Source organism: Streptomyces sp. NPDC019396, assembly GCF_040632375.1.
GTDB lineage: Bacteria > Actinomycetota > Actinomycetes > Streptomycetales > Streptomycetaceae > Streptomyces.
The window spans coordinates 90,612-114,996 of the sequence record NZ_JBEYBS010000019.1; the positions used below are offsets into that span (position 1 = coordinate 90,612).

Annotated in this window: 24 protein-coding genes and 1 pseudogene; 8 read left to right on the top strand and 17 right to left on the bottom strand. The window is 68.2% G+C overall.

Translation table 11 applies throughout. The features are described 5' to 3' along the window. Positions 1 to 120: 120 nt before the first annotated feature. The gene (locus ABZ532_RS22100; RefSeq protein ID WP_361286186.1) at positions 121 to 1,164 is read left to right on the top strand and encodes a YhjD/YihY/BrkB family envelope integrity protein; all 1,044 of its coding nucleotides are present in this window, start codon (positions 121 to 123) and stop codon (positions 1,162 to 1,164) included. A gap of 614 nt (positions 1,165 to 1,778) precedes the next feature. Here ABZ532_RS22100 and ABZ532_RS22105 read toward each other — a convergent pair. From ABZ532_RS22105 to ABZ532_RS22135, 7 genes are all read right to left on the bottom strand, one after another. Next, complete coding sequence (locus tag ABZ532_RS22105) at positions 1,779 to 1,967, bottom strand: DUF6381 family protein (protein ID WP_361286189.1); 189 nt, start codon at positions 1,965 to 1,967, stop codon at positions 1,779 to 1,781. Positions 1,968 to 2,543: 576 nt separating this feature from the next. After that, a complete protein-coding gene (locus ABZ532_RS22110; protein ID WP_361286192.1) occupies positions 2,544 to 3,203 on the bottom strand; it encodes an HAD family hydrolase in 660 nt (219 codons plus the stop codon). A 330-nt stretch (positions 3,204 to 3,533) separates the two neighbouring features. Further along, on the bottom strand, positions 3,534 to 4,499 hold the full coding sequence (locus ABZ532_RS22115) for an LLM class F420-dependent oxidoreductase (protein ID WP_361286195.1): 966 nt from the start codon (positions 4,497 to 4,499) through the stop codon (positions 3,534 to 3,536). 184 nt (positions 4,500 to 4,683) lie between these two features. Then, positions 4,684 to 5,724: an NAD-dependent epimerase/dehydratase family protein gene (locus ABZ532_RS22120; protein WP_361286198.1), complete on the bottom strand. Its 1,041-nt coding sequence runs from the start codon at positions 5,722 to 5,724 to the stop codon at positions 4,684 to 4,686. 78 nt (positions 5,725 to 5,802) lie between these two features. Beyond that, positions 5,803 to 6,330 carry a CinA family protein gene (locus ABZ532_RS22125; RefSeq protein ID WP_361286383.1) on the bottom strand — a complete coding sequence of 176 codons (528 nt, stop codon included), beginning with the start codon at positions 6,328 to 6,330 and terminating at the stop codon, positions 5,803 to 5,805. 672 nt (positions 6,331 to 7,002) lie between these two features. Then, positions 7,003 to 7,353 (bottom strand): PRC-barrel domain-containing protein, encoded by a 351-nt coding sequence (locus ABZ532_RS22130; protein ID WP_361286201.1) that lies wholly within the window; start codon positions 7,351 to 7,353, stop codon positions 7,003 to 7,005. An 84-nt stretch (positions 7,354 to 7,437) separates the two neighbouring features. Then, the gene (locus ABZ532_RS22135) at positions 7,438 to 7,764 is read right to left on the bottom strand and encodes a plasmid stabilization protein (protein ID WP_361286204.1); all 327 of its coding nucleotides are present in this window, start codon (positions 7,762 to 7,764) and stop codon (positions 7,438 to 7,440) included. Positions 7,765 to 8,124: 360 nt separating this feature from the next. Here ABZ532_RS22135 and ABZ532_RS22140 point away from each other — a divergent pair, with 360 nt between their 5' ends. From ABZ532_RS22140 to ABZ532_RS22150, 3 genes are all read left to right on the top strand, one after another. Continuing rightward, positions 8,125 to 8,685 carry a hemerythrin domain-containing protein gene (locus tag ABZ532_RS22140; RefSeq protein ID WP_361286207.1) on the top strand — a complete coding sequence of 187 codons (561 nt, stop codon included), beginning with the start codon at positions 8,125 to 8,127 and terminating at the stop codon, positions 8,683 to 8,685. Between the two features lie 160 nt (positions 8,686 to 8,845). Further along, positions 8,846 to 9,367, top strand: coding sequence for a hypothetical protein (locus ABZ532_RS22145; RefSeq protein ID WP_361286209.1), 522 nt, complete (start codon positions 8,846 to 8,848; stop codon positions 9,365 to 9,367). A gap of 643 nt (positions 9,368 to 10,010) precedes the next feature. Further along, on the top strand, positions 10,011 to 11,108 hold the full coding sequence (locus tag ABZ532_RS22150) for a glutamate--cysteine ligase (protein WP_361286386.1): 1,098 nt from the start codon (positions 10,011 to 10,013) through the stop codon (positions 11,106 to 11,108). Between the two features lie 298 nt (positions 11,109 to 11,406). Here ABZ532_RS22150 and ABZ532_RS22155 read toward each other — a convergent pair whose 3' ends face one another. The 5 genes from ABZ532_RS22155 to ABZ532_RS22175 form a co-directional block, all read right to left on the bottom strand. Further along, a complete protein-coding gene (locus tag ABZ532_RS22155) occupies positions 11,407 to 11,769 on the bottom strand; it encodes a DUF6479 family protein (RefSeq protein ID WP_361286212.1) in 363 nt (120 codons plus the stop codon). Between the two features lie 342 nt (positions 11,770 to 12,111). Further along, positions 12,112 to 12,426, bottom strand: coding sequence for an STAS domain-containing protein (locus tag ABZ532_RS22160; protein WP_361286215.1), 315 nt, complete (start codon positions 12,424 to 12,426; stop codon positions 12,112 to 12,114). A 324-nt stretch (positions 12,427 to 12,750) separates the two neighbouring features. Then, positions 12,751 to 13,296, bottom strand: a complete 546-nt coding sequence (locus ABZ532_RS22165; RefSeq protein WP_361286218.1) for an ATP-binding protein — start codon at positions 13,294 to 13,296, stop codon at positions 12,751 to 12,753. A gap of 58 nt (positions 13,297 to 13,354) precedes the next feature. Then, positions 13,355 to 14,899 (bottom strand): peptidoglycan-binding domain-containing protein, encoded by a 1,545-nt coding sequence (locus ABZ532_RS22170; RefSeq protein ID WP_361286221.1) that lies wholly within the window; start codon positions 14,897 to 14,899, stop codon positions 13,355 to 13,357. A 431-nt stretch (positions 14,900 to 15,330) separates the two neighbouring features. Next, positions 15,331 to 15,816 carry a hypothetical protein gene (locus tag ABZ532_RS22175; RefSeq protein WP_361286223.1) on the bottom strand — a complete coding sequence of 162 codons (486 nt, stop codon included), beginning with the start codon at positions 15,814 to 15,816 and terminating at the stop codon, positions 15,331 to 15,333. Positions 15,817 to 15,996: 180 nt separating this feature from the next. Here ABZ532_RS22175 and ABZ532_RS22180 point away from each other — a divergent pair, with 180 nt between their 5' ends. Continuing rightward, positions 15,997 to 16,464, top strand: a complete 468-nt coding sequence (locus ABZ532_RS22180; RefSeq protein WP_361286226.1) for a hypothetical protein — start codon at positions 15,997 to 15,999, stop codon at positions 16,462 to 16,464. A gap of 54 nt (positions 16,465 to 16,518) precedes the next feature. On the opposite strand, the gene ABZ532_RS22185 is transcribed toward ABZ532_RS22180, so the two are convergent. The 3 genes and pseudogenes from ABZ532_RS22185 to ABZ532_RS22195 all read right to left on the bottom strand — a co-directional run bounded on the left by ABZ532_RS22185 (position 16,519) and on the right by ABZ532_RS22195 (position 17,905). Next, positions 16,519 to 16,986 (bottom strand): hypothetical protein, encoded by a 468-nt coding sequence (locus ABZ532_RS22185; RefSeq protein WP_361286229.1) that lies wholly within the window; start codon positions 16,984 to 16,986, stop codon positions 16,519 to 16,521. Continuing rightward, positions 16,983 to 17,246: pseudogene (locus ABZ532_RS22190) on the bottom strand (IS256 family transposase); the annotation flags it as partial. The pseudogene ABZ532_RS22190 and the gene ABZ532_RS22185, both read right to left, overlap by 4 nt. A gap of 53 nt (positions 17,247 to 17,299) precedes the next feature. Next, on the bottom strand, positions 17,300 to 17,905 hold the full coding sequence (locus ABZ532_RS22195) for a TetR/AcrR family transcriptional regulator (RefSeq protein WP_361286232.1): 606 nt from the start codon (positions 17,903 to 17,905) through the stop codon (positions 17,300 to 17,302). Positions 17,906 to 18,047: 142 nt separating this feature from the next. On the opposite strand from ABZ532_RS22195, the gene ABZ532_RS22200 reads away from it, so the two are divergent. Beyond that, a complete protein-coding gene (locus ABZ532_RS22200; RefSeq protein WP_361286235.1) occupies positions 18,048 to 18,944 on the top strand; it encodes an NAD(P)-dependent oxidoreductase in 897 nt (298 codons plus the stop codon). 360 nt (positions 18,945 to 19,304) lie between these two features. Here ABZ532_RS22200 and ABZ532_RS22205 read toward each other — a convergent pair whose 3' ends face one another. Then, entirely contained in the window at positions 19,305 to 19,904 is a 600-nt protein-coding gene (locus tag ABZ532_RS22205) for a L,D-transpeptidase family protein (protein ID WP_361286238.1), read from the bottom strand. Positions 19,905 to 20,113: 209 nt separating this feature from the next. Here ABZ532_RS22205 and ABZ532_RS22210 point away from each other — a divergent pair, with 209 nt between their 5' ends. Then, on the top strand, positions 20,114 to 21,238 hold the full coding sequence (locus tag ABZ532_RS22210; protein ID WP_361286240.1) for a helix-turn-helix domain-containing protein: 1,125 nt from the start codon (positions 20,114 to 20,116) through the stop codon (positions 21,236 to 21,238). Between the two features lie 73 nt (positions 21,239 to 21,311). Here ABZ532_RS22210 and ABZ532_RS22215 read toward each other — a convergent pair whose 3' ends face one another. Then, complete coding sequence (locus ABZ532_RS22215) at positions 21,312 to 22,508, bottom strand: phospholipase D-like domain-containing protein (RefSeq protein WP_361286243.1); 1,197 nt, start codon at positions 22,506 to 22,508, stop codon at positions 21,312 to 21,314. 388 nt (positions 22,509 to 22,896) lie between these two features. Between ABZ532_RS22215 and ABZ532_RS22220 the strand changes: the two genes are divergently transcribed. Beyond that, a complete protein-coding gene (locus ABZ532_RS22220) occupies positions 22,897 to 24,291 on the top strand; it encodes an alkaline phosphatase PhoX (protein ID WP_361286246.1) in 1,395 nt (464 codons plus the stop codon). Positions 24,292 to 24,385 lie beyond the last annotated feature (94 nt).

Below are 24,385 nucleotides of genomic sequence, written 5' to 3' on the forward strand. Positions count from 1 at the left end.
CCGCACAGCAGCAACTTCGACGACTCTAAAACCCAAGCTCGGTCCGGCATGTTCGGTGCATGGGCAAGACAAAGAGCTCCCGGCGACGCGTAAATCCCTCAGCCGGGGTATCCGCCTTTCATGGCGAAGCTGCATATTCCCCGACGAACCCGGCGGAGCGGCACGACACAGGCGCCGGCCCGGAAGCATGCAGGTCCAGATCCTCGGGTCGAGCGGGCGGCACCGGACACTCCGGCCCAGCTGCCCAAAGGCGCATGGGGGCGAGTGCTGCGGGGAAGTCTGAGCGAGTTCAAGAACGACGAGCTGACTGACCGGGCGGCGGCTCTGACGTACTACGGTGTGCTGTCACTCTTCCCCGCCTTGCTTGTGTTGATCTCCTTGCTGGGCATGGCAGGCAGCTCGGCCACCGACGAGGTGGTGAACAACCTCAGCCGGCTCGCACCGGGCACGGCCCGCGGCGTCATCACCGGGGCCGTGGAGCAGCTGCGAGGGAGCGCCGGAATGGGATCTCTGATGGCGGTGCTCGGTGTGGTGCTGGCGGTATGGGCGGCCTCTGGCTATGTCGCGGCGTTCATCCGCGCGGCGAACGCCGTCTACGACATGCCTGAAGGCCGCCCGGTCTGGAAACTTCTGCCGTTGCGAGTCGGGCTGACGGTCGCACTCATGGGTCTCGCCGTGATCAGCGCGCTGATCGTGGTCTTCACCGGCAGCGTTGCCCGCGGAGCCGGCAACGCGCTTGGCTTCGGGAACACGGCACTGATGGTGTGGTCAATCGCGAAATGGCCTGTCCTGCTCATACTGGCGACCGCCATGATCGTAATCCTGTACTGGGCGAGCCCGAATGCCAAGGTGAGGGGAATTCGCTGGATCACCCCGGGCGGTTTCCTGGCCCTGATGATCTGGATGATCGCTTCGGCCGCCTTTGCCGTCTACGTCGCGAACTTCGGCTCCTACAACAAGTTGTACGGCGCTATGGCCGGAATCATCGTCTTCCTGATCTGGTTGTGGATCAGCAATCTGGCCATCCTTCTCGGCCTGGAGTTCGACGCCGAGGCTGTACGGCAAAGGGCCATCGCCGGCGGACACCCGCCCGGCGCCGAGCCGTACGCACAGCCCCGGGACACCCGGACCTGGGACGAGGAAGACTCACCTCTTCGCCCCTGATCGATGCTCGCGTGGAAGCGGAGTCCGTCGAGGAACTCCGCACGGCGGGACACGGCGTTGCGCCATGGTTCGCGGGCGTGGCCCTGGCCGTCGGACCTGGAGCTGCTCACCGTGGGTATATCACAGGATGGGCTGCCCAGGGAGTGCACGGAACGGCCGGACCAGAGCGCCGCTTGCGCGATCTGGTCCTGATTGAGTCCGGTCTGCAGGGCGAGCGCATACAGACTCAAGCCTGCGGGTGAGCGGCGAGGGCGCGGTCGATCTTGCCCGCCCACAGGCTCCGCCTCCAGGAAGGGGCGGACACCTGCCGTCTTCATGAGCTCGGCGAGGTGCTCGGGTGAGCAGGCCACAAGCGGTCTGTCTCCATCGCGGTTGGGATCGCCGGGATCGATGAACGACGAGTCCGGGACGTGCGTACACAGCACCTCGCCCTCGACGATGAGGGCGTGGCACTGATCGCACCGCTGCGGTGGGACTTGGTTGCGGTTCATTTCACCTGCCAGCCGGCCCGGCGACGCCGAAGCGCGGGGGTGTGGGCTGGTGCCGCGGCACCAGCCCACACGTGCCGGGCTCCGTCGATCAGGAGCCCCTGCGCTGCGTTCGAGGACCTACGGTCACAGAGGGCCGAGGTCGTCTCCGCCGGCGTTGCCGCGCTGCTGAATCTGCTCGCGAAGCTGACGGGCCTTGTCCTTCAGCCGCTCGCGCTCCTGGGGGTCCTGGGCACGTTCGGCGGCTTGCTCCATCTCTTTGACCTTCTGCCGCATCTGCTGGCTCGGGTCGCGAGACTCACCTGAAACGCTCATGATCACTCCTTCGTGATAGGGGGAGCGGGCGTCCTCAGCGAAGCACCCCGCGCGGCCGCTCGCATGCCGTGCCAGCACACGCACCTATGGGGCGACAGGGGTCCAGACAGCAAAAGCCCAGCGTCGGCGGTATCCGTGGCAGGCGGCTGGACGGGTGAATGGCCGCTCACACCGGCGGTGAGGGAGAGCGCTCTCCCTGGTGCGCCATGGCAGCTACGGCGGGACGTCGGCGGCGATGTCGCACGGACCCGGGGTGCCCCGGACGGCGTGGCGTCATCGGCTCGGCGCGCAGCCTCCGGCAGGCCGTGCACGGGTGGGCCGTGAGGCCGGTGACGGCCGCGACGATCCCCCGCGGTGTCGCGGACCCGGTGCTTCAGCCAACCCGTTGGCCGGGCTGGTAGGTCGAGGTTCATCCTTCGCGACGAGATGCCACCGCATCCGACCGTGCCGCGGGTTCGTCATCAGTGTGCGGATGTCCTCGTATGGCGGCGCCCTGCGACCGGCCCGCGGAAGGATCCGCCCTCGCCGGGAGTACGCAGCCCGTCACCCCGAGACGATGCGTCACGCGCGGAGCTCTTACGCCGCGAGAAGGCTGGAGTCCAGGTGCTTCAGAAGGCCTGCCGGGTCGTCATAGACGGCAGCTGCTCCGGCTTCTTCGAGATCCGCGCGGGGAATGCCGCCCGACAGCAGCGCCACGGCTCTTACGCCGGCTGCGGAGGCCGCCTTCATGTCCCACACCGTGTCCCCTACGAAGACGGCCTCCGCAGCGGGCACGCCGACGAGTTCAAGCGCTTGGTGTACCGGTTCTGGTGCGGGCTTGCCGGCCTCGACGTCATCGGCCGAGGCCACGCCGGCGATGACCTCATCCGCGTCGATGGCTCGCCGTAGCGCCTTGAGCTCCCCTCCCCCGGCCGAGGTGGCGAGCACGATACGCCAGCCGCGGCCTGCGAGGGTCCGCAGGAGGTCTTGGGCTCCGTCGAGAGCGGGGAGCCGGTCGAACCATGTGCCGTACAGCGTGTCATGGGCGGCTGCGAGGGCTTCGTCCTCGTCCCTGTCGCGGGCGTCGCCCAGCAGATGGGCCACGAGATCGGCCGCGCTGAGTCCGATGGCCCGGTGGATCTTCCGCATCGCCACCGCGTGCCCGGCCTGCCTGAATGCCTCCCACCAGGCGACGACGTGAAGGTGGTTGGTGTCGGTCAGTGTGCCGTCGACGTCGAACAGGGCCGCGCGTGGCATGGGCGTCGCCTTTCGACTGGAGAGGTGTTCACGGCGAGAAGATGTCGTCACGGTGTCGCTCCCGCATCAGGGACCGAGCTGATACTCACGGCTGCTCCATAGGTGTCGGCTGTCCTGTCGTACCGGCTGGGGACGGGCGGGATGGCTTCACGTGCGGTTGATGTGCGTTCCGCCGAGCGGGTCGCACCAGCGGCGGTCCAGTTGCGGTGCGGGGGCGTGAATGCATCCATCCCGGCGGTGGTCTGGGTGCGGACGTTGGTGGTGCTTGGCCCGTGAGCACCAGCGCGAGGCACGGTCGGGCTTGCCCGTTGGCGGCGCGAGGTGGCCTGCTCAGAGCTCCCGCAGCGCCGGCAGAAGCTGTTTCTCCGCCCAGTCGATGAAGGGCCGTTGCCGGTCGCCCCCCACTTGTACGAGTGCGATCTCGGTGAAACCCGCCTCGACGTACGGTCGGACGGCGTCGACGAAGGCTCCGATGTCGTCCCCACACGGGATCATCTCAGCCACATCCTCGGGCGTGACGTATTTCGTCGCGCCTTCGAAGCCGGACGGCCCGGGCAGCTCCGAGTTGACGGACCACCCTCCGACGGCCCAGCGGAACTGGTCGTGGGCACGCTCCACGGCGGCGTCCCGGTCGGTGTCGTAGCAGACCGGGAGCTGACCGATCCGCGGCTTGCCCACCCCTCCGTGCCGGTCAAAGGCATCCAGCAGTTCGGCCTTCGGCTCTGTGGCGATGACCAAGTCGGCGAGTCGGCCGGCAAGTGAACAGGAGCGCTCCCCGGAGACCGCGATACCGATAGGAGGAGCTTCGTCCGGGAGGCCCCACAGCCGCGCGTTCACCACGTCGAAATGGGTGCCGTGGTGGTTCAGCTCGCCGCCGGCGAAGAGGTTCCGGATGATCTCGACGGCTTCTTCCAGCATGTCGAGGCGGAGCCGGGCCGAGGGCCAGCCCCTGCCGACCACGTGCTCGTTGAGGTTCTCGCCCGACCCGAGACCGAGACGGAAGCGGCCCTCGGAGAGCAGTTGCATCGTGGCCGCCTTCTGGGCCACCACGGCCGGGTGATAGCGAGTCGTCGGACACGTCACGAAGGTCATGAGCGGAATGCGCGCGGTCGCCTGGGCTGCGGCACCAAGCACACTCCACGCGTAGGGTGAGTGACCCTGCGCCTCGAGCCAGGGGAAGTAGTGATCCGAGGTCACGGAGAAGTCGAAACCCGCCCGCTCCGCAGCGACGACGTCATCCACGAGCGCCCTCGGCCCAGCCTGCTCCGTCATCATCGTGTAGCCGATTTGCACCATGCTTCACGGTTTGCCGAAGCCTTGGCATCTAAAACATCCCGCGAACTGCTGTAGTCAGGGGCTTCGACCGGGCCCTCGGACAGTGAGCGTGTGCATCCCTTCACCGCCGCCGCGGGCGGCTGGGCTGGTGCTCCGCCCTGTCCATGGGCACGTGCCCAGGTGACACATGCAGCTCCCTGAGCGGTCACGACGCCAGAGGGGCGGTGTCCATACCCGCATGTGCGTGGAGCCCGGACAGGAACTCCTGGACCGCTTCAGTCGCCGTGCGGCGCGGTTCCCAACCGAGATCCGCGCGGGCTCGAGAGGTGTCCAGCAACGGCAGGCGCAGGACGGCGTCGAAGAGATCCGGCGAGGCGGGCACGAGCCGCAGCCGCCACGCCGCGGAGAGCGCGGCCCGCACTGGAGGCAATGGAGTCCGCAGGGGGCGCGCTTCGAAGATTCCGGCAAGCACGTCCGCGTCCAGCGGCGGGTCCGCCGCAAGGTTGAACGCACCACGTACCGGGCGGACGACTGCCTCGCGGTAGGCCGCGGCTGCATCGTCGGTGTGCAGGGCCTGGAAAACCAGCCCCGGAAGGTCGGGGATGGCCGGAACCAGAGACGACCGGACCAGCCGGGCCGGCAGTAGCCGTCCCGCGAAGATCCGGCGCTGCTGCGACGCGGACTCCCGCTTGAAGAGGAAACCAGGTCGCATGCGGACCACCCGCATGGCGGTGTGGCGTTGCTCGTACGCGTCCAGGAAACGTTCGAGGTAGGACTTCTCGCGGCAGTAGGCTGCGCCCGGCCAGCCATGGGTCGGCCAGCTCTCGTCCACCCGGCGGTCCTTCGGCCCCGGGGAGTACGCACCGACCGATGAGGCATTGACCAGCGCACCAACGCCTGCCTCTGCGGCGGCTTCGAAGACGCGGATGCTGCCCAGCACGTTCGTCCGCCAGGTGGTCGTGGGATCGTGCGTGGGCTGGAACTTCCACGCCAGGTGAATGACGACGTCCGCCCCGGCGAAGAGGGGCGCAAGCCCCGGGCCGCCTGGGTCGATGTCCGCGGCGACCCACTCCGTTCCCTTCGGTTGCCAGCCGGGCAGCCGCCGGGCGACGCCGAGGACCGACACCACACGGGGGTCCGTGACCAAGGCCCGAACCACGCTCGTCCCGACGTTGCCGCTCGCGCCGATGACGACGACGCGGAGTCCGCCGGATCCCTTCATGCCATGGGGTGCGTTGCCGGTCATGTACACCAGCCGCCTTCCGCAGAGGATTCCTCCCCCACGCATCGGCCACCCCGACCCGTGGGGGTACACGTGTGGTGGTTACCGCTGCTCCTGTGGTGGGCGAAGGTGATCGCGTAGCAGTTCCAGTGCCGCGACGACCGCCCTCCGCTGGATCGCCTCCCTGTCTCCGGCCTCGCCTGGCCCGGGCTCGACGACGACGTTCCCATGCGCCCCGTCCACGGCGACGAACACGGTTCCGATCCGCTCCCCGTCCTGGGTTTCCGGGCCGGCGACTCCGGTGGTCGCCAGGCCGTAGGAAGCATCCATGAGTCGCCTGACGCCCTCGGCCATCTGCACCGCCACATCGGCGTGAACAGCCCCTTCTGCGCTCAGCAAGGAGAGGTCGACGCCGAGCACGGACGCCTTGACCTCGGTTTGGTAGGCGATCACCCCACCGCGGAACGTCCGTGAGGCTCCCGGGGCTTCGGCGAGCGCGGCTCCCAGCCGACCTGCGGTGAGGGATTCGGCGACCGCGACCGTGTGCCCTGCGGCGACCAATGCGGCGTGCAACTGGCGTGCAAGGAACTCCACCCGGTCGAGCCCACGACCGACGTCCGCCGAGTCCACACTGCTCAAGACTCCGTCCAATCCTTCGTGCCGCGTTCCGCCGAGGCGCCGGCGGAGCCAGTGCTTGGGCACGGCTCAGGGCTGGGACGTCAGTTTCGTGTTCGAGCTGCGCGCACGCGCCACGCAGCCTGACCGCTTCGGCGGCCGGCGAGCATGACACGGCACCCGGGGGCGCTGCTTCGCCGAAGGGGCGGAGCAGCACGCTCTACGAAAGTGCCCGAGCTGCCATCCCTGCGTTATGCCCCATTACCACCACCATCGCTTCAGAGGCTCCGCCCCGCCACTTCTCCATGCGGGCCGGGCGGCTCGTTTCCTGCCCGAGCGGCCGCCACGCCCCGAGCCCGTGCCGGAGAGTGCCAGCGGCACGGATGGAACAGGGACAGGAGCTTCGTGCGCCCGCCATCGCGGCCGCTTCCTGTCGAGGGAGAGGCGAGGCAGTGCCGCGGCGATCTCCGGCCGGCGGTCCCTGCGATTCCTGTGCTCTGTCCGACAGCGACGGCCAGTGGGTCGAGTTCGAGTCGGCGAAGGGGCGCTCACTGACATCCGGCCTCCGGCAGCCGGAGCACGTCTGCCCGGTGGGGAGCCGTGCGCCTGATCGGGTCGTCCATCACCGCCCAGCCGCTGATCGCCGGGGCGGTTTGCGAACCGGCCGGCTGGATCTGCCTGTGTGCGTCAGCTGTAGAAGGGGCGGTAGTAGTCGGCAACGCTCTCGCGGTACTGGCTGTCGCCGCGGTGCTGCTCGGGGTCGTAGGCGGGGGCACGTCTGATCTCGTCCCGGGTCCGGTTGACGAGAATCGTCTCCTCATGACGGTCCACGCGCATGATGGTGCCGGCAGGCAGCAGTACGTGCCTGTCGACGATCCACGGATCGGTGTCGACGACCACATAGGTGGAGCCGATCTCCTCGGTGGCCTCATGGACCGTGCCGAACTCACCGTCGGTCGCCATCACCGTGTAGCCGACCAAGCTCATCCCGGGCGTGTGATGCGACTCCGGGTGGTAAGCCCACATGTCGAAGCTCATGCCACCTCGATTTCCGGCACGAACGCCCGGAGGCCGCCGTTTGGACTGCCGAAGATCAGCGGCCGGGGGCTGTGTCTGACGAGGTCAGCGGCCGAGAGCGTTGCGGAGTTCTTGCTTGCTCATGGTGGAGCGGCCTTCGACGTTCTTCTTCTTCGCCTCTTCGTAGAGCTGGTCCTTCGTGGGACCCTGCGAGCCGGAGTGGGATCGCTGCCCGCCCCGCTGGGATGCGGACTTCGGATCGCGCGTGGACGCTTTGCTGGAGGACTTCGCCTCTCCGGACCGTGCCCGCTCCTTGTTGACCGTACGGGCGGCCATCTCCTTCGCCCGGCCCTCGGACGCACCCCGCTTCTCGGCACTCTCCTTGATGTGCTCGTACTGCCGCTCACGCTTCTTGCTGGATCCTGCCGGCATGACACCCCATCCTTCCGGTACAGGCCTGCTACTCACCGCATCGCCTTCCCCAGCGTGCGGACTTCAGCCCTCCCATACTCCGCACCCACCGGGCCCACCCGCCACCTGGACGGCGCACACCCACCATCCTCGGATGCACCGACGGGCGATTCGCGACACGTCCAGCCACGACGTTGCGACGCCGACGACCGTTGCCCAGCCCCGCATCAGTCCAGATACTGCAGTCCATCCCTGCGGAGGCGTCGCCGACCACCAAACGGGTGGGGTGCCGGCGATGGTGTAGGCGGTGGCCGGCGAGCAGGGAACTCATCGCCCAGCTGCCGGGCAGTCCGGCAGCGGTCGACCTGAGAGGAAGCTGGCATGGGACACGGCGGAAACGTGATCGAGGAGCTCGAGGCCGACCACCGCGAGGTGGAGGAGCTGTTCTCCCGGATCGAGGCGCTGCCGACCGGGGACATCGGGCTGCGGGGACTGGTGGATCAGGTCACGATCGAACTCGTGCGGCATTCGGTCGCAGAGGAGCAGTACCTCTATCCCGCCGTTCGCGAGCACGTCGAAGGTGGGGATGAGCTTGCGGACAAGGAGATCGCGGAGCACGCCGAGGCCGAGAAGCTCATGAAGAAGCTGGAGCAGATGAGGGTGGACGACGCGCAGTTCCATCCCACCCTGCAGAAGCTGATGGAGGGCGTCGATACGCACGTCCGCGATGAGGAAGGGCAGCTGTTTCCCCGGCTGCGCCAGGTCTGTACGCCGGAAGCGCTGGACGAACTGGGCGACAAGATCCGCCGGGCCAAGGCCATGGCGCCCACCAGGCCGCACCCTTCCGCACCCGACACACCTCCCGCAAACAAACTGCTCGCACCGGGCGCGGGGCTGGTGGACCGCGTGCGCGACTTCGTCACCGGCCGCGGCAAGTCCTGACTCAGCCACCAGTGGCGGTGATCGCTCCTCCGGGGCGGCGACTGTGACGTAGCTCCTTGTCGCGGGTCAGGGTCGGCCGCCTACGCTGACCTGCTCCGCGACGGCGCGGCCGGCTCCCCCGCGACAGACAGGCACCGGTCGTGCCTGAAGGATGGTTCACATGCCCAGTGATCTCTCACCAGTCATAGCCGCTGCCACGCGCTGGCTCCTGACCGCTTTCCCGGCAGCAGCCGGCGCCCTGAACTACGCGCTGGCCGAAGCCCAGGCACGGCAAGCGGCCACCGTCGCCGCCGCGCTGCGATACCCCACGACGCTTGACGTCGACTTGATGAAGCTCCTCGGTCCGGGAGGCTCCGGAGGGCTGGACGCACTCACCGGCGCCGACCAACGCCACGGGGAAGGGGCAGAAGAGTCCTGGCGCACCTGGGTCGATGAAACGGTCGTCAGCTGGGCGGCAAACCTGCTCGGCGACCCCCGCCTCGCCATCCGGGCGGAGGCCGCCCTGTCCTTCACCGAACACGGCCCCAGCACCGCGGGGGACCCGCGCCGACTGACCGTCCCCAGCCCCCGTGATCACGATGCCGCCCCTCTGTTGCGCCACCCCGACCTTCTCAGCCCGATCGCCCGACTTCACCGTGCCGCCCTGCTCGAGCTCCTCGACGCTGAAACGGCCGCGGCCTGACTCAGTGGGTGGGGAGGTGTGTCGATCAGCACCCCAGGCCGCAACTCCAGCCCTCGTTCTGACTTGCGCCAGGTTCACGGCGGGAGAACGACAGGGTGTGCATGTCGGGGAGGGGGACACACGAGCAGAATGAAGCTCGAGACGAAGATCCTTCCTTTACGGGCCGGTCTCTTTGCCCCCGCTGTGCGGCGCACCGGTCGAGCGTCTCTCAGAGCGCGCGAGGGTCCTGCGGCACGAGGACGACGCGTCCGAGCGCGGACTGTACCCGGAGCTGAAGCGAGACTCTGCCGGAAGCAGTGCGCCGCGCGACGGCTCTGCGGCCCAGCAGTGACAAGACCATCAGGGATCGAGTCACCACCCAGCAGCCCGCACCTTGGGCGCTCCCAGATCCCGTCGCAGCCCCTGCACCGTTTGGACCGCGGGGCGCGGCCTGGCCCCGGAGCCCCGGCCCGATCCGGCCGGGAACACGCTTCCTGAAGTCGGCCCCCAGGCCTGGAGGTGCCGAGAGTGGTGTCGCGGACGCGGGTCGTACGCCGCCCCGGCTGCCACCTGGGCGATGCCCGAGGCAATCGGCGTACTCGTGGACGATGTGCGACAGCATCACAGAAGTGACAGTCGACCAGGCAGCAGAGAGGCGGTCATCGTGCGAACCGTGGGTGTAGAAGAAGAGCTGCTTTTGGTGGACGCGGAGAGCGGCGAGCCCCGGGACCTGTCGACAGCAGTTCTTGCAGCCGCCTCGCGCGAGGCGCTGCGAAGAGGCAAGGACGAGGTTTTCGAATCGGAGCTTCAGCGCGAGCAACTGGAGTTCGCCACCCGTCCGCACACGAGCATGGAGAAGTTGGCACGGGAGATTCGGCGCTGGAGAGGCGAAGCGGCCCAGCACGCCGAACGCATGGGTGCTGCCGTCGCCGCGTTGGCCACGTCTCCTCTTCCTGTAAGGCCGTCATTGGGTCTCGGCAAGCGGTACCAGTGGATGGGTGACCGGTTCGGGCTCACCGCGCAGGAGCAGTTGACCGGGGGATGCCACATTCACGTCTCGGTGGGTTCCGATGAGGAAGGTGTCGCGGTTCTCGACCGCATCCGCGTTTGGACTGCGGTGCTCCTCGCGCTCAGTGGGAATTCACCGTTCTGGCAAGGAAACGACAGCCGCTATGCGAGTTACCGCAGCCAGGTTTGGGGCCGCTGGCCGTCAGCAGGGCCCACGGAAGTATTCGGTTCTCCAGCCGCGTACCACCAGCACGTTCAGGAGTTGCTGGAGACGGGGGTTCTTAAGGATCAGGGCATGATCTACTTCGACGCCAGGCTGTCTCACCGCTACCCCACCGTGGAAGTACGCGCGGCCGATGTATGCCTGGACCCGGCCGCCCCGGTGATGCTCGCCGCCTTGACGCGAGCACTCGTCGAGACCGCCGCTCGAGAGTGGAGGGAGGGAAAACCCCCCGCCCCTCGGGCGTTGACGGTCCTTCGGATGGCCTCTTGGCAGGCCGGCAGGTACGGGCTGGAACAGCAACTGATCCATCCGGCGACGATGCGTCCCGCACCAGCGCGCACCGTGGTCCAGGCACTCGTCGACCATGCACGTGACGCCCTCATTGACGCCGGTGACCTGGAACTCGTCCAGGAAACGATCAGCAAATTGCTGACCGAAGGCACCGGCTCCCGTGTTCAGCGGGAGCTACTCGCACGGACCGGCAGCCTCCACGAAGTCGTCACGGAATGTGTTCACCGCACCCAGGCCTGACCGACCCTGCCGTTCGGAACCACAGTCTCACAGCGCCACGACATGCCGCGACGGCGTGCACTGGAGCACACGGAGAGAACTGGGCATCGCGAGGACTCGCCGGCGACACCGCACGCCCGGATCAGCCGGAGCAGCCGGGGCGTCGTGTCACAGCAATGGGTACGGGGGATCGTGCCTCTACGCGACTCGACAATCGGCTGCGAATTACCGCCAGAACGGCTCTGTACAGCGACCGCGTCCTACTCACCGCTGAAAACGCGAAACGTGAGGCCCCCGAAGAGGTCGCAGCCGCTGACGGTCACCGCCCAGGGCCGTCGTCGCGGAGCGATCCGCCGTCCCGGTCCTCGCTTTCACGGTGGTCGCCGATCCTCGGGTGGGTGCTGTGTGACTTGAGCTGATGTGGGGTCAGCCGAGAGCCGTCGTCCGGGAAGGCTTGGGTATCCGGCTCCCGGTTCTCCTCGATGTGCGCACGCCTCTCAGGCCGCTTGGGTTGCTCGGACGGCTTCGGCGGTGGTGGCTGCGTCCTGCGGCGGTGGATGGCCCAGGGGATGACACCGATGAGTACGGCTACGATCACGATTCCCGCGATGAGGGGGCCGATGCCGCCCAGGGCCGGGGTACTGGCGGCTTCGGAGATGAGCGGATCCTGGCTGACGATCAACGGGATACACATCCTCCAGCTCGTGCGGATTGGTTGCCGGTCGGCCACCGCGGTACGCGCGACGCCTACAGGCCGTCTGCCCCGCCGGCTGTTGGATACACGAGCGGCGTGGACGTGGCTATGCCACGTCCACGGCAGAGAAGTGAATTCGTTGAAGACCCGCAGGGCGGTTCTCGTACTGCCCTCACGTTGTCGGCGTGCTCCCACCGACTGGCCGACCTCAGACGGCACGCATCGTGCAGAGTCCCTCTCGGGATCACGTGCAGGCATCCGCGGAAGCTCACAGAAGAGCCATTTGACCTGCGAAAATATGGATGGGTTCAGACAACGGTCCGTCGTGGCTCATGCATGACCGGCGAGGAACAGCTCCTTCGCGCCGGTGATTTCCAGAACCCTTTGGGCCTGCTGTCGCAGGCCGCACAACTCCAGGGTTCCACCCTCGGCCTGGGCGCGTAGCCGTAGGCGCAGCAGCATGTTGAGGCTGCTGGAGTCCATGAAGGACACGGAGGACATGTCTACGGTGAGGGTGGTGTCGCGCAGAGCCAGGCCTTCGGTGGCCTGGGTGACATACGGGCAGGTGTCGATGTCGAGTTCTCCAGTGGGAGTCACCACGATCCGGTGGGGACTCTGGCTGACGCTCACGTCGAATTCACGCATGATCGGGACCGCCGTTCGGGACAGAGCCCATCACGGTCGGCTTCCCGGAGGGAAGGGGCCGTCAGGCGCGCGGACATCGGTGCCGCGCACAGCCGAGCAAGACCACCCGTACCGTCCGACGGCCACAAGGTGACCACACGGCAGCGCGGGGTACCCCACCAGACCAGGCTGGATACCCCAGCAGCGTGGCACACCTCTGCCCTGCCCGGCCAGACCGCCTCCCCCTCGGCCCGGGTGTTTGGCCTGCCGGACGAGGCCGGTGTCCGCTCGGCGGCGCCGCTCCGGCCGTATCAACAAGAGACGGCTGGCTCTTTCTGTGCCCGCCTACCGGCGAAGACGCGCGTACACCCTCTTTCCCGGCCCGGGGCCGGGCAATACCCGGACCTCCTCAGCCACCGAGCTGACCACAGTCCACCCCCAGCCGCCCCGCACACCGGTCGGATCAGGAGCACGTGCCACTGGAAAGCGAGGGTTCGTATCAGTGACTTCGATGCCCACCTCGGATGCATCTGCCGACAGTCGCAGGCAGCACGGCCCCGCTGTATGACGTCGCGCGTTGCTCACCAGTTCGCTCACGACAAGCTGGACAGCCTCTGTGAGCTGGGGCCGCAGGCGGCACCGGAACAGGCACGCTGCGTCAGTGACGAACGCGAGAGCGTCCCGTCGGACTGCGGCGAGGGGCACGACATCGGACACGTCGACGGACCGCGTTCTGGCGCTGGCCATGGCACACCTCCCGAAGGCGCTCACGTCACGAAAGGCTTCACACTGCGGGTTCCCAACAATCTGCCGCCTCATACGGGGGCGGTCTCCGAGGCAGCCCGATTCGGGAGTTCCCCCTGCGGCCTGACGTCCCTGCGCCAATGACATCGACCCCGGGCCGTGTGCGCGGCAGATCGACCGTCCGACGGCCCGATCCGGGACCCCGTCAGCCTCCTGGAACGGGCGGCGGCGGGAAGTCCTTGGCCGTCACCGTCCCCGGGGCGTACTGGTTCTTCACCCGGCCGGCGTGCAGCGCCGCGAAGGTCTCGGCGTTCGCCTTTCCGGTGACCGTGAGGCCCACGTCGCGCTGGTAGCGGCCGATCAGGTCCGCGAGTTGCTGGCCGGCGACGGCGTGCGAACGGTACTTCGGGGTGAGCAGGTAGATGCTGTCACTCCGGGTGTACAGGCCGACCCCGAAGGCATTGCTGTCGTTGAACTCCTCGGTGTCGGCCCAGAGGACGGCGCTGGTCATCCAGAGCACGTCGGCGTTGTCCTGCCCCGGCTGGACGGAGGAGGTGTCCGTACCGAAGTGGGCGAACTTCAACGCCGTCATCGTTGACCGTCCGAGGTTGCCCAGTCCGTCGCTGTCGACGGTCAGGCCGTCGTAACGCTTGTCGTTGGCCTTCTGGAAGCACTTCAGCGCGGTCACGGTGGGCTGGTCCATTTTTCCCAGCGTGTACTGCGCGGTGAGCTTGCAGGGGTTGGAGTCAGTGAAGGTGGACAGCCGGGCCTGTGCGAACTGCACGTAGAGATTGGGTCCGTCGCCCGGCCTCCAGGGAAGCGGGCCGTGCGGGCCGTCGGATTCCTCCTCGGAGCCCCCACCGCCCCCGGCCCCGGGCTTGGACTGCCCGGCGCCCTTGGAATCGGGGGCAGGTGGTGACGCCGACGGGGACGGGGGCGTGACCGGTGTGGACGGTGGAGGAGGCAGCGCTGCGGCGTTTGCCTCCTTGAGCCGCTCGGTCGCCATGCTCCGTACCTGCGGCTTGAAGGCGAACCAGAGCGCGACGAAGGCGATGACCAGGCCGAGGAGGATGGTGAGGAAGGTCGCCAGCCAGCGGGGCAGGACTCCCTTCTGCGCATACGTCCCTTCCACCGCCATGGGTTCCTTGCCGGAACGCTGCACATCGAGGCTGAAGGGCCGGTTCTCCTCGCGGCCGAACCAGGTGATCTGCCGCGGTCTGAGGGTGGCTTTGATGAAGACGGCCCGGCCCGGCTCGATCTGCACATTGGCCGGGTGTATGTCGTACGAGAGCTGGTCGCCGTTGTCGCTGCCGTTCACCGAAGCGGTCAGCTTGGTGTTGCCGATGTTGTCGATGGCGAGCTTCGGGCGGCCACGGAAGCGCCCCTTGACGGTACGCGGGACCAGTTCCGCCCGTACCTCGGTGAAGGGCGTGACGGTGAGGTTGCCCTCGGAGACCGTGGTCGCCTCCGGGTGCTCGCTGGGGATGATCTGGATGCCGTAGGGGTTGGGCCCCGCAGTGGCGTCGGGGGTACGAGGGGGCGCGAAGGTGAGTTCCACGGAGCCTGTGGTGCCTGGATAGATGCGGAGCGTCGGCGGTGACACCGAGACGTACGGCGCGATGTCACCGACCGGCGAGAACCGGTACTCGTCGACGACATCGCCGGTATTGCGCAGCCGCAACCGCACGGTGGCGGTGCTGCCCGGGTCCACGGTGGTGGAAGCGGGTTCCAGGGAAGTCCAAAGGCTCACAAGGGGACCGTACGAGTTGAGACACCGCCAGGACACCAGGCTGCCGGGCATCAGCGCTGCCCGATCGTCCCCTTCTGCTGCCCTCCCGGCCCGAATGGCCGCCCTCCGGGCCGGGAGGGCTTCGGACCAGCCAGGAAGCTCTCCGGGCGGCACGCGCCGAGCCGATGGCCGGCGACTGCTTCATCCCTGGGCATCCAGGGCGTGGCGGCATGACACAGGAGTCGCTACCCCGAGGGTGCCCGCGAGGGCATCCGGCTGTGCCCTGTATCAGGCACGGAAGGTCGTTTCACCACCCACGCACTGGTCGCGAGGTGGCCTGTCGTATCGCGCACCCGCCAGCAGTGCACTGAGCACCGTCATACTTGTCCTAGCCGAACCTTTCCTCTTGAGCCTGAACCAAGCCGCGAGGGAGGCACCTTCCCTCGCGCGGATCAGCAGTCCGCGAGGGCCGTGCGGAGCGACCCCTCGTAGTGCTGCCGTGAGAAGGTCAGGACGCCTATGGTGTCGTAGTTCCAGTCTCGGTGGGTGTTGCGGAAATCCGACCATGTCACGGTGGTGTCATTGACAGTGATCTTTGCCGTCAATGCCCAGCAGTCGTCGATGCCGCACGTGCACCCCAGCAGCACACTCTCGCCCTCTTCGGCACCGTGCGGGACACGGTCCGGCTTCCCTCCGAGTAGGTGCGCACAGGACAGGCGCCTCGGATACATGTAGTCACCAGCGAGCAACGGCGCGGACTCCGGTGTGAACTCCGCGGCACGTTCGGCCTGCTCTGCGAGCGCGTCGGGAAGTTCGGCCTGGCGCACCAGTTCCAGGAATGGAACCCCGTCCACAAGGAACTCCAGCACGGATACGGTCTCGCCCTCGCGCAGCCAGCCGCACTCATGAGAAGCCACACGAAACTCGATCGAACGCATGTGCTTCACAGTAGCGGGGTGAAGACACACTCCAGCGAATGCGGCAGCAAGCGGGTACTGACCAGCCCTGTGCGCAAGGTCGGCGGTGTGCGGCGCGGGACAGGGGTGCGCACAGGCCGGCGTACGACTCGCCGCTGCTCGGGCTGGGTACGCTGGCCCTGCCGTGGCGGAGGAGGGGGCATGACAGGGAGACCGTCGGTGGACGAGGCCGCAGGGCTGCTTGAGTACGACCTCGGGTCCGGGCCACGGGCGGTTGCCGATCTGGATACACAGGACGCCTGGCTTGCCTTCCTCCGCTTCGCCCGGCGGCTGTTCGACGTCCCGGACACACCCGATGCTGATGGCCTGCTGTTCCAGTACGGGGCCCACGCGTTCGACGGCCCTCCGACGTTCACCCTGGACCTCACGCGGCAGTTCGAGATCTGCGGCAGCAACGGTGATCACAACCATTACGTGCAGGTGCACTGCGAGCTTCGATACGGACTCGCTCCCGCCCTGGAGGTCCTGGGGAGCTTCGACTCGTGGTTCTTCCGCGATGCCGGAGACTGTCTCGAAGAATGGGTCCAGGCGCTGACCGGGCGCGCAGCCTGGACGGTGATCACTGCGTTCCGGCCGGCCGAGATCCGTGTGTACCAGGGGCAGGTGTAGTCGCTCAGGCCGCCGTCGAGGGAGCAATGGTCAAGAGTTGGGGGTGGGCTGGTTTCAGCTCTCGCTGCGGGGGTTGAGGCCGGTCCTGGCAGTGTTGCGGATCCGCTTGGTGCGGCCGGCTTGAGCGAGGATCTCCATGGCCTCGGTGTTCGTCCCGGCGGCGGTCTTGAGCTGGAGCCAGTTGGTTGACGCGAGTAGGTCCTCCGGCTGCCAGGGCAGCTTGAGCGTGATGGCTCGGAAGAGTGACCACTCCCGCAGGCGCTGAGCCAGGAAGGGGTGGCCGATTGTGGTTTGGGTCATCGCCTGCGCCCACCCCTCGTAGGCGGGACCGGGGTAGAGGCCGGCGGCTCGACGGTCCAGGTGCCGCAGCACAGCGGACTGGGCCATCGTCTGGTCCGGGTCAGTGAGCACGCGGCTGACCAGGTCGAGCTCGTTCGCGTCGGCAACATGCCCCAGCTTGTCGAGGTAGGCCGCGAAGCGGACGTGCTCGTCCGGGTTCTGCGGGATGTCGTGGACGTTCATGCGGCCTGCTCCTCCCGCTCGACCAGGACGCCGTTCTCGAATCGTGCACCGGCGCGGACCAGGGACACCAGGTGGGCTCCGGTGATCGCGCACCATCGCGCCTGAGCGGACTCGACCAGCTTGAACACCATCGCGAGGGCGTCCGCCGGGCTGCCCGCGCCGCGGGTGACCTTGGTGCGGGGTTTGACCGTGGAGAAGGTCGACTCGATGGGGTGGGTGGTCCGCAAGTGAATCCATTGCTCGGCGGGGAAATCGTAGAAGGCGATGGTGCCATGACCCTGGGGCGGGCGCTCGCCGAGGTGTTCCCGATGAGTCAGTCGGCCCCGGGCGCCGCGGCGTCGAGGAGGGGCGCGAGTTCGCGGCACACCGTCGTCAGGGCGCGGTCGTCCCGTTCTGCCCGGGCGAGGATGAGGGCTCCTTCCAGAGAGCTGAGCATGAGCGTGGCCAACGCCTCGGCTCGAGCCTCGGGAACACCCATGCCCGACAGTGCCGCCGCCACCGCACCGTTCCAGTTGCCGAAGGCGGCGGCTGCGGCCTCTTGTGTGGAGGGGGTCGAAGCCGCGCAGTCCATCGTGGCGGCCGCGACGGGACAGCCTCCCGTGACGACCGAGACCTGGAACTCGTCCGTCCATTGGCGCACCATCTCGGCGAACAGGCCGCTGGGCGTGGGCTCGGGCAGTGCGGCGAGGAAGCGGGCGACGCGGTTGGCCGCGTACCGGCCCGCCCAGGCAACGGCCTCGTTGACCAGTTGCTCTTTGCCGCCGGGGAAGTAGTGCTGGAGCGAGCCACGTGGCGCCTGTGCGTGGGCGGCGACCTCACGCATTCCGGTGGAACCGACGCCGTCACGCCGGATGAGCTGGGCGGCGCTGAAGACCATCCGCTCGCGCGGCCCGTGTCCGGACTCCTCCGGGACCGCCATTTCGCCCTCCCGTCACAGGACTGTGCCTTCCGTTTTCCGGTCCATCCTATGACAGTGGTCATGATACCCCGCTACTATGACGACCGTCATAGCGTCCGGGGCGTAAGCCGCCCCTGAGATTGCAGGGATACGGCGGTGCATCGTGAAAGTGGGTTTCGTCGGCCTCGGAGTCATGGGACAGCCCATGGCGCTCAACCTCGCACACGCGGGTACCCCACTCGTCGTGTGGAACCGCACCCCGGCCAGGTGCGACGCACTCCGCGGCGCCGGAGCCGAGGTGGCGGCGAACGCAGCCGAGGTCTTCGACCGGGCAGACGTCGTGATCATCATGCTGGCCGACGGCACGGCCATCGACGCCGTCCTAACGCGTGGGACTCCCCGCTTCGCCGCTCTCGTCGCCGGACGCACGGTGGTTCCCATGGGCACGACGTCGCCGGAGTACTCGCGCGGGCTCCGGGACGACGTCCGAGCCGCAGGGGGGCAGTACGTCGAAGCTCCCGTGTCCGGATCCCGCATCCCCGCTGAGCAAGGGCAGCTGGTGGCGATGCTCGCGGGGCAGGACAACACCGTGGCTGCCGTGCGGAGTCTGGTCGCCCCCATGTGCCGAGAAGTGTTCGACTGCGGCCCCGTGCCAGGCGCCCTTCTGATGAAGCTCGCCGTGAACCTCTTCCTGATCACTCAGGTCACCGGCCTGACCGAGGCCTTCCACTTCGCGGAGCGGCAGGGGCTCGACCGGCGCCGGTTCCTGGACATCCTGGAAGCAAGCCCGATGGCCAGCGCCGTGTCCCGCATGAAGGCCGCCAAACTGCTCACCGGTGACTTCACGGTCCAGGCGGGCGCCAGGGACGTCCTGAACAACAACCGGCTCATCGCACAGGCAGCGCGGAAAGCCGGCCTGGCGACCCCTCTCCTCGACATCTGCCACGCCCTTTTCGGCGAGACCGTGGCTCAGGGACACAGCGGCGAGGACATGGTGGCCGTTCTGCATGCCATCGAAGCCCGAACCGACACCACCCGCAGCGACCTCCCAAGCACGTGACCGAACAAACCTCCGTCGACGGGCCCGGGACTGTCGCGGCGGACGGCGTACGGGCGAAGGTGACAAGCCGTTCGGTCTTCTTGGGGACAGAAGCCCGCCTGGAGCCATCGGCGGCGTTCACAACGATCCCGGCCGCCAACGGCTGCGGGCCTGTGAGAGTGGGTCGCTGCCGCGCGTCGGAGCGTGGCCGCTGGAAGCCTGCGTGCGCGAGCGATGGCCTGGACGACGAAGGCCCGCACAGAGTCCGTGCGGGCCTTCGTCGTTCATATCCCATCGCTCCGAGGCGGTGTCCTTACCCGTGCACCCCCGTGGGAACACCTGCCTGACGTGCCGCCACTGCGGCCCGCCCGGCCGCGCGGATCAGTCCACGACGTACAGCTTCTTCGGCCAGCCGATGCTGTCCAAGCGCTTGAACAGGTCCTTGATGTCAGTCGGGTTGAGCTTGATGCAGCCGTTGGAGTAGTAGTCGTTGGGGTTGCCGTTGGTCCACCGCTCGGACTCGATGGTGCCCTGATTGCCGTTCGGCTTCATCTCACTGTGGATGAACAGTTCGGTGCGCTTCGTGCCGTTGTGGCACTTGCGGTCAGCGATCTTGATCACGAAGCCGTTGATGATGCCGTCGAAGTTCTTGCGGTGCCACTCGATGGCGTACGGCTTGCTCGCGCCGGCGTTGGGCAGCCAGCCCTTGCCGACGGCGCAGGTGTCCTTCACCTGGCCCGAGCCCGCTTTGTACGTCTTGAGCACCTTGTCCTTGCCGGGAGTGCGCTTGACCAGCTCGAGCCGGGAGTTCGTGACCGAGTTCTTGTCGAAGCGAAGGTAGTAGGCGTCCGTCGCCTGGGCCGATACCTGAGTCTCGGTGCGCGCCTGCGCCGGGGTGGCTGTGGTGGCGCTCAGGCCGCCGACGAGCAGGGTGGCGAGCGCGAGGGGGACGACGCGTGCGGACCGTGCGTTGTTGCGCATGAGGAAACTCCTGAGTGACGTGTGCGGTACGTGACTGTTGCGCCGGCGGTACCGACCCTGCTGGCCGGGGGGGCAGTCCGGCAAGAGATGTTCGCTGTCCCGGACAGCCCGTCGCCGTCCTGGCTGGTCACCACCGCTTTCCGGACAAAGGTCCGCGACGCGCCGGGGACTGCTTGCTGACCGTCGGGCGGACGGCCAAGGATGGCGCCATGGATGCCACGGGGGGTATGGATCCCGAACGTGCTTATGACGTGGCGCAGTTCGTCGAGATGATGAAGCGGCTCAAGGAAGCGTCGGGGCTGACGTATCGGCAACTCGAAGAGCGTGCCGAACGTAACGGGCGAGTGCTTCCGCGCAGCACGATCGCCGATGTGCTGCGCAGACGCGCGTTGCCACGGCCGCAGATTCTGAATGCCTTCGTCCATGCGTGTGGAGCGGGCGAGCATGCCGACGCCTGGCTGAAGGCCCGTACCCGTCTCGGGCTGGTGGACGGTTCAGTGGCCGGTTCGTCAGAGGAGGCAGAAGCGCCGGAAGGGACTGCCCTCGTCGGCGACAGCCCCGTCCGCTCCTCGCCGGTCCCGGACGACGGCGCCGACGATGACGGCTGCGGCCTTTCCGGAGCAGCCGATGGCGTGCGGGAGAACCCGGGCCTCTCCGCGACCTCGTCGGATCCGGCGCCAGTGCCGAGCCGAATGTGGCATCGGCACCGTGGAGTGCTGGTCGCTCTGTTGGTGTCACTGGCTGCCGTGCTCCTGGCCGGCACCGTGTCCTGGCTGGTTCTGCCCGACGATTCCGCCGTCACTGCGCCGTCGCCCAAGGAGCCCTCCGGGGGCTGGTACAGCATCCGGCCGGTCCGCGCCACCGGCCTGTGCGTGACAGAGGGCCGTGCACCGTTCGGCGGCGACAGCGAGCGGCCGGTCGCCGTGCAGCGCCCGTGCGGTCAGTCCACACCGCCGCACACCAGACTCGATCCCGTCGGTGGGGGCCGCTTCTTCGTCAAGTGGGCGCATCCCGTGCACGGGTGGGGGTGTCTCACGGTTCTCCCCGGTGGGCTGCTCGAACCCTGGGATGACTGCCGCAGCAGCAGAACCACCCAGGTGTTCACGTTCGAACGGGTCGACTCGGCTGACACACGAGCCTCGGGTACGGTGCGGGCCAAGGCGTACCGGATACGGTCCGGGGACGGTCAGTGCATGGGAATCCCGGGAGCGGATCCCGGCGCAGTGACAGCGGCGGCGGTCGCCGAGCCCTGCGCGGACAGCGCCGGCCAGTTGCTTCTCCTGGTTCCTGAGGCCGAACCGCCGGCGAGCGCGCTGCCCTCGGCCACCGGCTGACGGCCGCACGCGTTCCCGTTCCCACGCTGCCGTCGTCCTCAGCGGCCCGCTTTCCCTCCGGGTGGTTCCACCTCTACAGGAACCGTCTGATCGGGACGACCGACGCCTCCTTGAGGCGCTGCACGGCGGCGCGCCGTTTCCACCGGGTGAGGTCGATGTCCACGCTGTGTTCGATGTCCTCGTCGAAGTCGGCGTCGAGGACGGCGGTGAAGGCCGGGTCGAGGATGGCGAGCATCACCTCCTCGTCGTGGTCCATCGAGCGGCGGTTGAAGTTGGTGGAGCCGATCAGGGATGCCACCGCGTCCACCGTCATCACCTTCGCGTGCATCATCGTCGGCTGGTACTGGCGGATGTGCACCCCCGCCTCGAGCAGCGCCGTGTAGTGGTGCTGGCCCGCGAGCTGGCAGGCTCGCTGGTCGGTGTGCGGTCCGGGCAGCAGGATCTCCACCCGCACACCGCGGCGTGCCGTCCGGCACAACAGGTCGACGAAGAACTCGTCGGGCGCGAAGTACGCGGTCGCCAGGCGGAAGCGCTTCTCGGCGGAGCCGAGCATGACGCGGATGAGCGTCTGCATGTCCTGCCATCCGATGCTCGCCGAGCCGCGGACCACCTGCACCACGGAGTCGCCCTGCTGACTGTGCTCGGAGAACCGGTCGTGCTCGTCGAAGAGTTCGTCGTGGCACTCCGCCCAGTTCTGGGCGAAGGCTGCGGCGATACCGTCCACGGCGGGGCCGCGGACCTGGACATGGGTATCGCGCCATTCGCCGGGATTCCGGGCGTCTCCGCACCACTCCTGGGCGATGCCCACTCCCCCGGTGAACGCGGTGTGCTCGTCCACGATCAGGGCCTTGCGGTGGCAGCGGTGGTTCTGCTTGAAGGGCGACAGCCAGACGGGTTTGCGGAACCAGGCGACCTGCACGCCCGCGTCGTCCATGGCATCCAGAAGGTCCTGCTCGATCTCCTTCGCCCCGAAGCCGTCGAGCAGGAGCCGTACGCGCACCCCGGCGCGCGCCCGGTCAGCGAGAGCACCCGCGAAGTCGCGGGCGATCTGCCCCCGCCAGTAGACGAACGTCATCATGTCGATGGTGTGCTCCGCGGAGCGGATCGCCTCCAGCATGACGGGGAATATCCTGTCGCCGTTACGCAAAGGGACGAGCTGGTTCCCCTCGGTCGCCGCGACCCCGATCAGCCGCTCGAGTCTTCGCCGCAACCGCTGTACGGCGATGGCCGATTCGGCAGCGGCGGGACGTACGACGTCTTCGGCAGTCACTGGCGCCTCCGGGGGACGGGGTGTGTCGCATCCCCGGCGCGAGGGGACAGCCGACCTGTCTGGCCAGTTCGCAGAGGTGGGAGGCCCGTGCGGTACGGCATCGAGCGCACTTTAGCGAACGGGGGTGCGAGCCGCGATTCCGCAGCCGGCGGCCGGCCTCCCGCACGGGGGACGGACCGCCCGGTGCGGGGCTCCGATCGAGCTGCCCGCCGTTCCGGCGGGCCGTCCCGTGTTCGCGGCGCCCGGCGACGTTCGTCCGGCGGCGGCCCGTGACCCGCGTGCTTCACGCGCCGAGGCCACGCGTGGTACACACGTGCGGGTCACTTCTCCTGTCTTCCTCCTGTGGCTCCCACCGCAGGAGGTGGTCCCCCCAACAGGGAGTCGCCCTATGACGACAGAACACGATTCCGCCCCGCGGCCGTCCGCAACACGGCGCCAAGTGCTGAGCGGCACCGGCGCGGCCATCGCCGGTATCACCTTCGCGGGAGCCTTCACCGAGCTCTTCGCGGGCACGGCGGCGGCACGCGGCCACGGGGGCTACGGCCCCTTGCAGACCGACCCGGCGGGTCTGCTCGACTTGCCGAAAGGTTTCCGCTATCGGGTGCTCTCCCGACAGGGCGAACCTCTCCGCTCCGGCGAAGGCCCCGTACCGAGCAATCACGACGGCATGGCTGCCCTTCCCGGCCGGCGGGGCCGAGTGCATCTCGTACGCAACCACGAGAACCGGCACAACGGGCAGATCCCCGTTCCCACGGTGCCCGGTCTCACCTACGACCCGGCTGCCAAGGGTGGCTGCACGGCCCTCACGCTCGACGGCCGCAACAACGTCCTGGATGAGCGGGTCGCCATCGCCGGCACCGCCGTCAACTGCGCGGGCGGCCCCACTCCCTGGGGAACGTGGCTCACCTGCGAGGAGAACGAGGACAAGGCCGGCACCAACGGGTACACCAAGGACCACGGTTTCATCTTCGAGGTGGACGGCGCGGATCCGCGCCGTACCGGGGCAGTGCCGCTGACCGCGATGGGCCGCTTCCAGCACGAGGCGATCGCGGTCGATCCGCACACCGGAGTCGTGTACGAGACCGAGGATGCCTTCAACGAACCATTCGGCCTCTTCTACCGGTTTCTCCCCGAGAAGCCACTGGGCGGCACGGGTTCACTGCGCGCCGGCGGAGAGCTCGAGGCCATGCGTGTCCCGGGGGTACCCGACCTCTCCGCGATCCAGGAGACCGGCGCCCGCTTCGAAGGCGTGGAGTGGGTACCCGTACCGGACCCCCAGGCAGCGCACACCCCCATCCGGTTGCAGGATTTCGGGCCGCGAGGCATCACCCACGCGCAGAAGCTGGAGGGCTGTTACTGGGGCGGTTCGTCGGTGTACTTCGTGTCCAGTTTCGCCCACAGCGCGGAGGGCTCCGCAGCCGACCACTTCGGCCAGGTCTGGAAGTACGAGCCACGTCGGCGCCGTCTCACACTGGTGATCGTCTTCGGCCCCAGCACGGACATCCAGCTGCCCGGCGAATCTCCCGACAACATCTGCCTGGCCCCCGGCGGTGGCCTGATGGTCTCGGAGGACGGCGACGGTGCGCAGCACGTGTTCGGGCTGACCCGGCACGGCGAGGTCTACCCGATGGCTCGCAACCGCCAGGTCCTCACGTCGGCCGAAGCGGACGAGCCCGAATGGGGCGAGTTCGCCGGAGTCACCTTCTCCCCGGACGGATCCACGATGTACGTCAACTGCTACGTGCCCGGCACCACCTTCGCAGTCACCGGGCCCTGGCACTGACACCGAAGCGCCAGGCACGCGACACGTCGCCGCTGCCGGCGCGCTCCCGCGCCCGGCGCCGCCACGACTGGCGGCGCCGGGCGCGGGAGCGCTG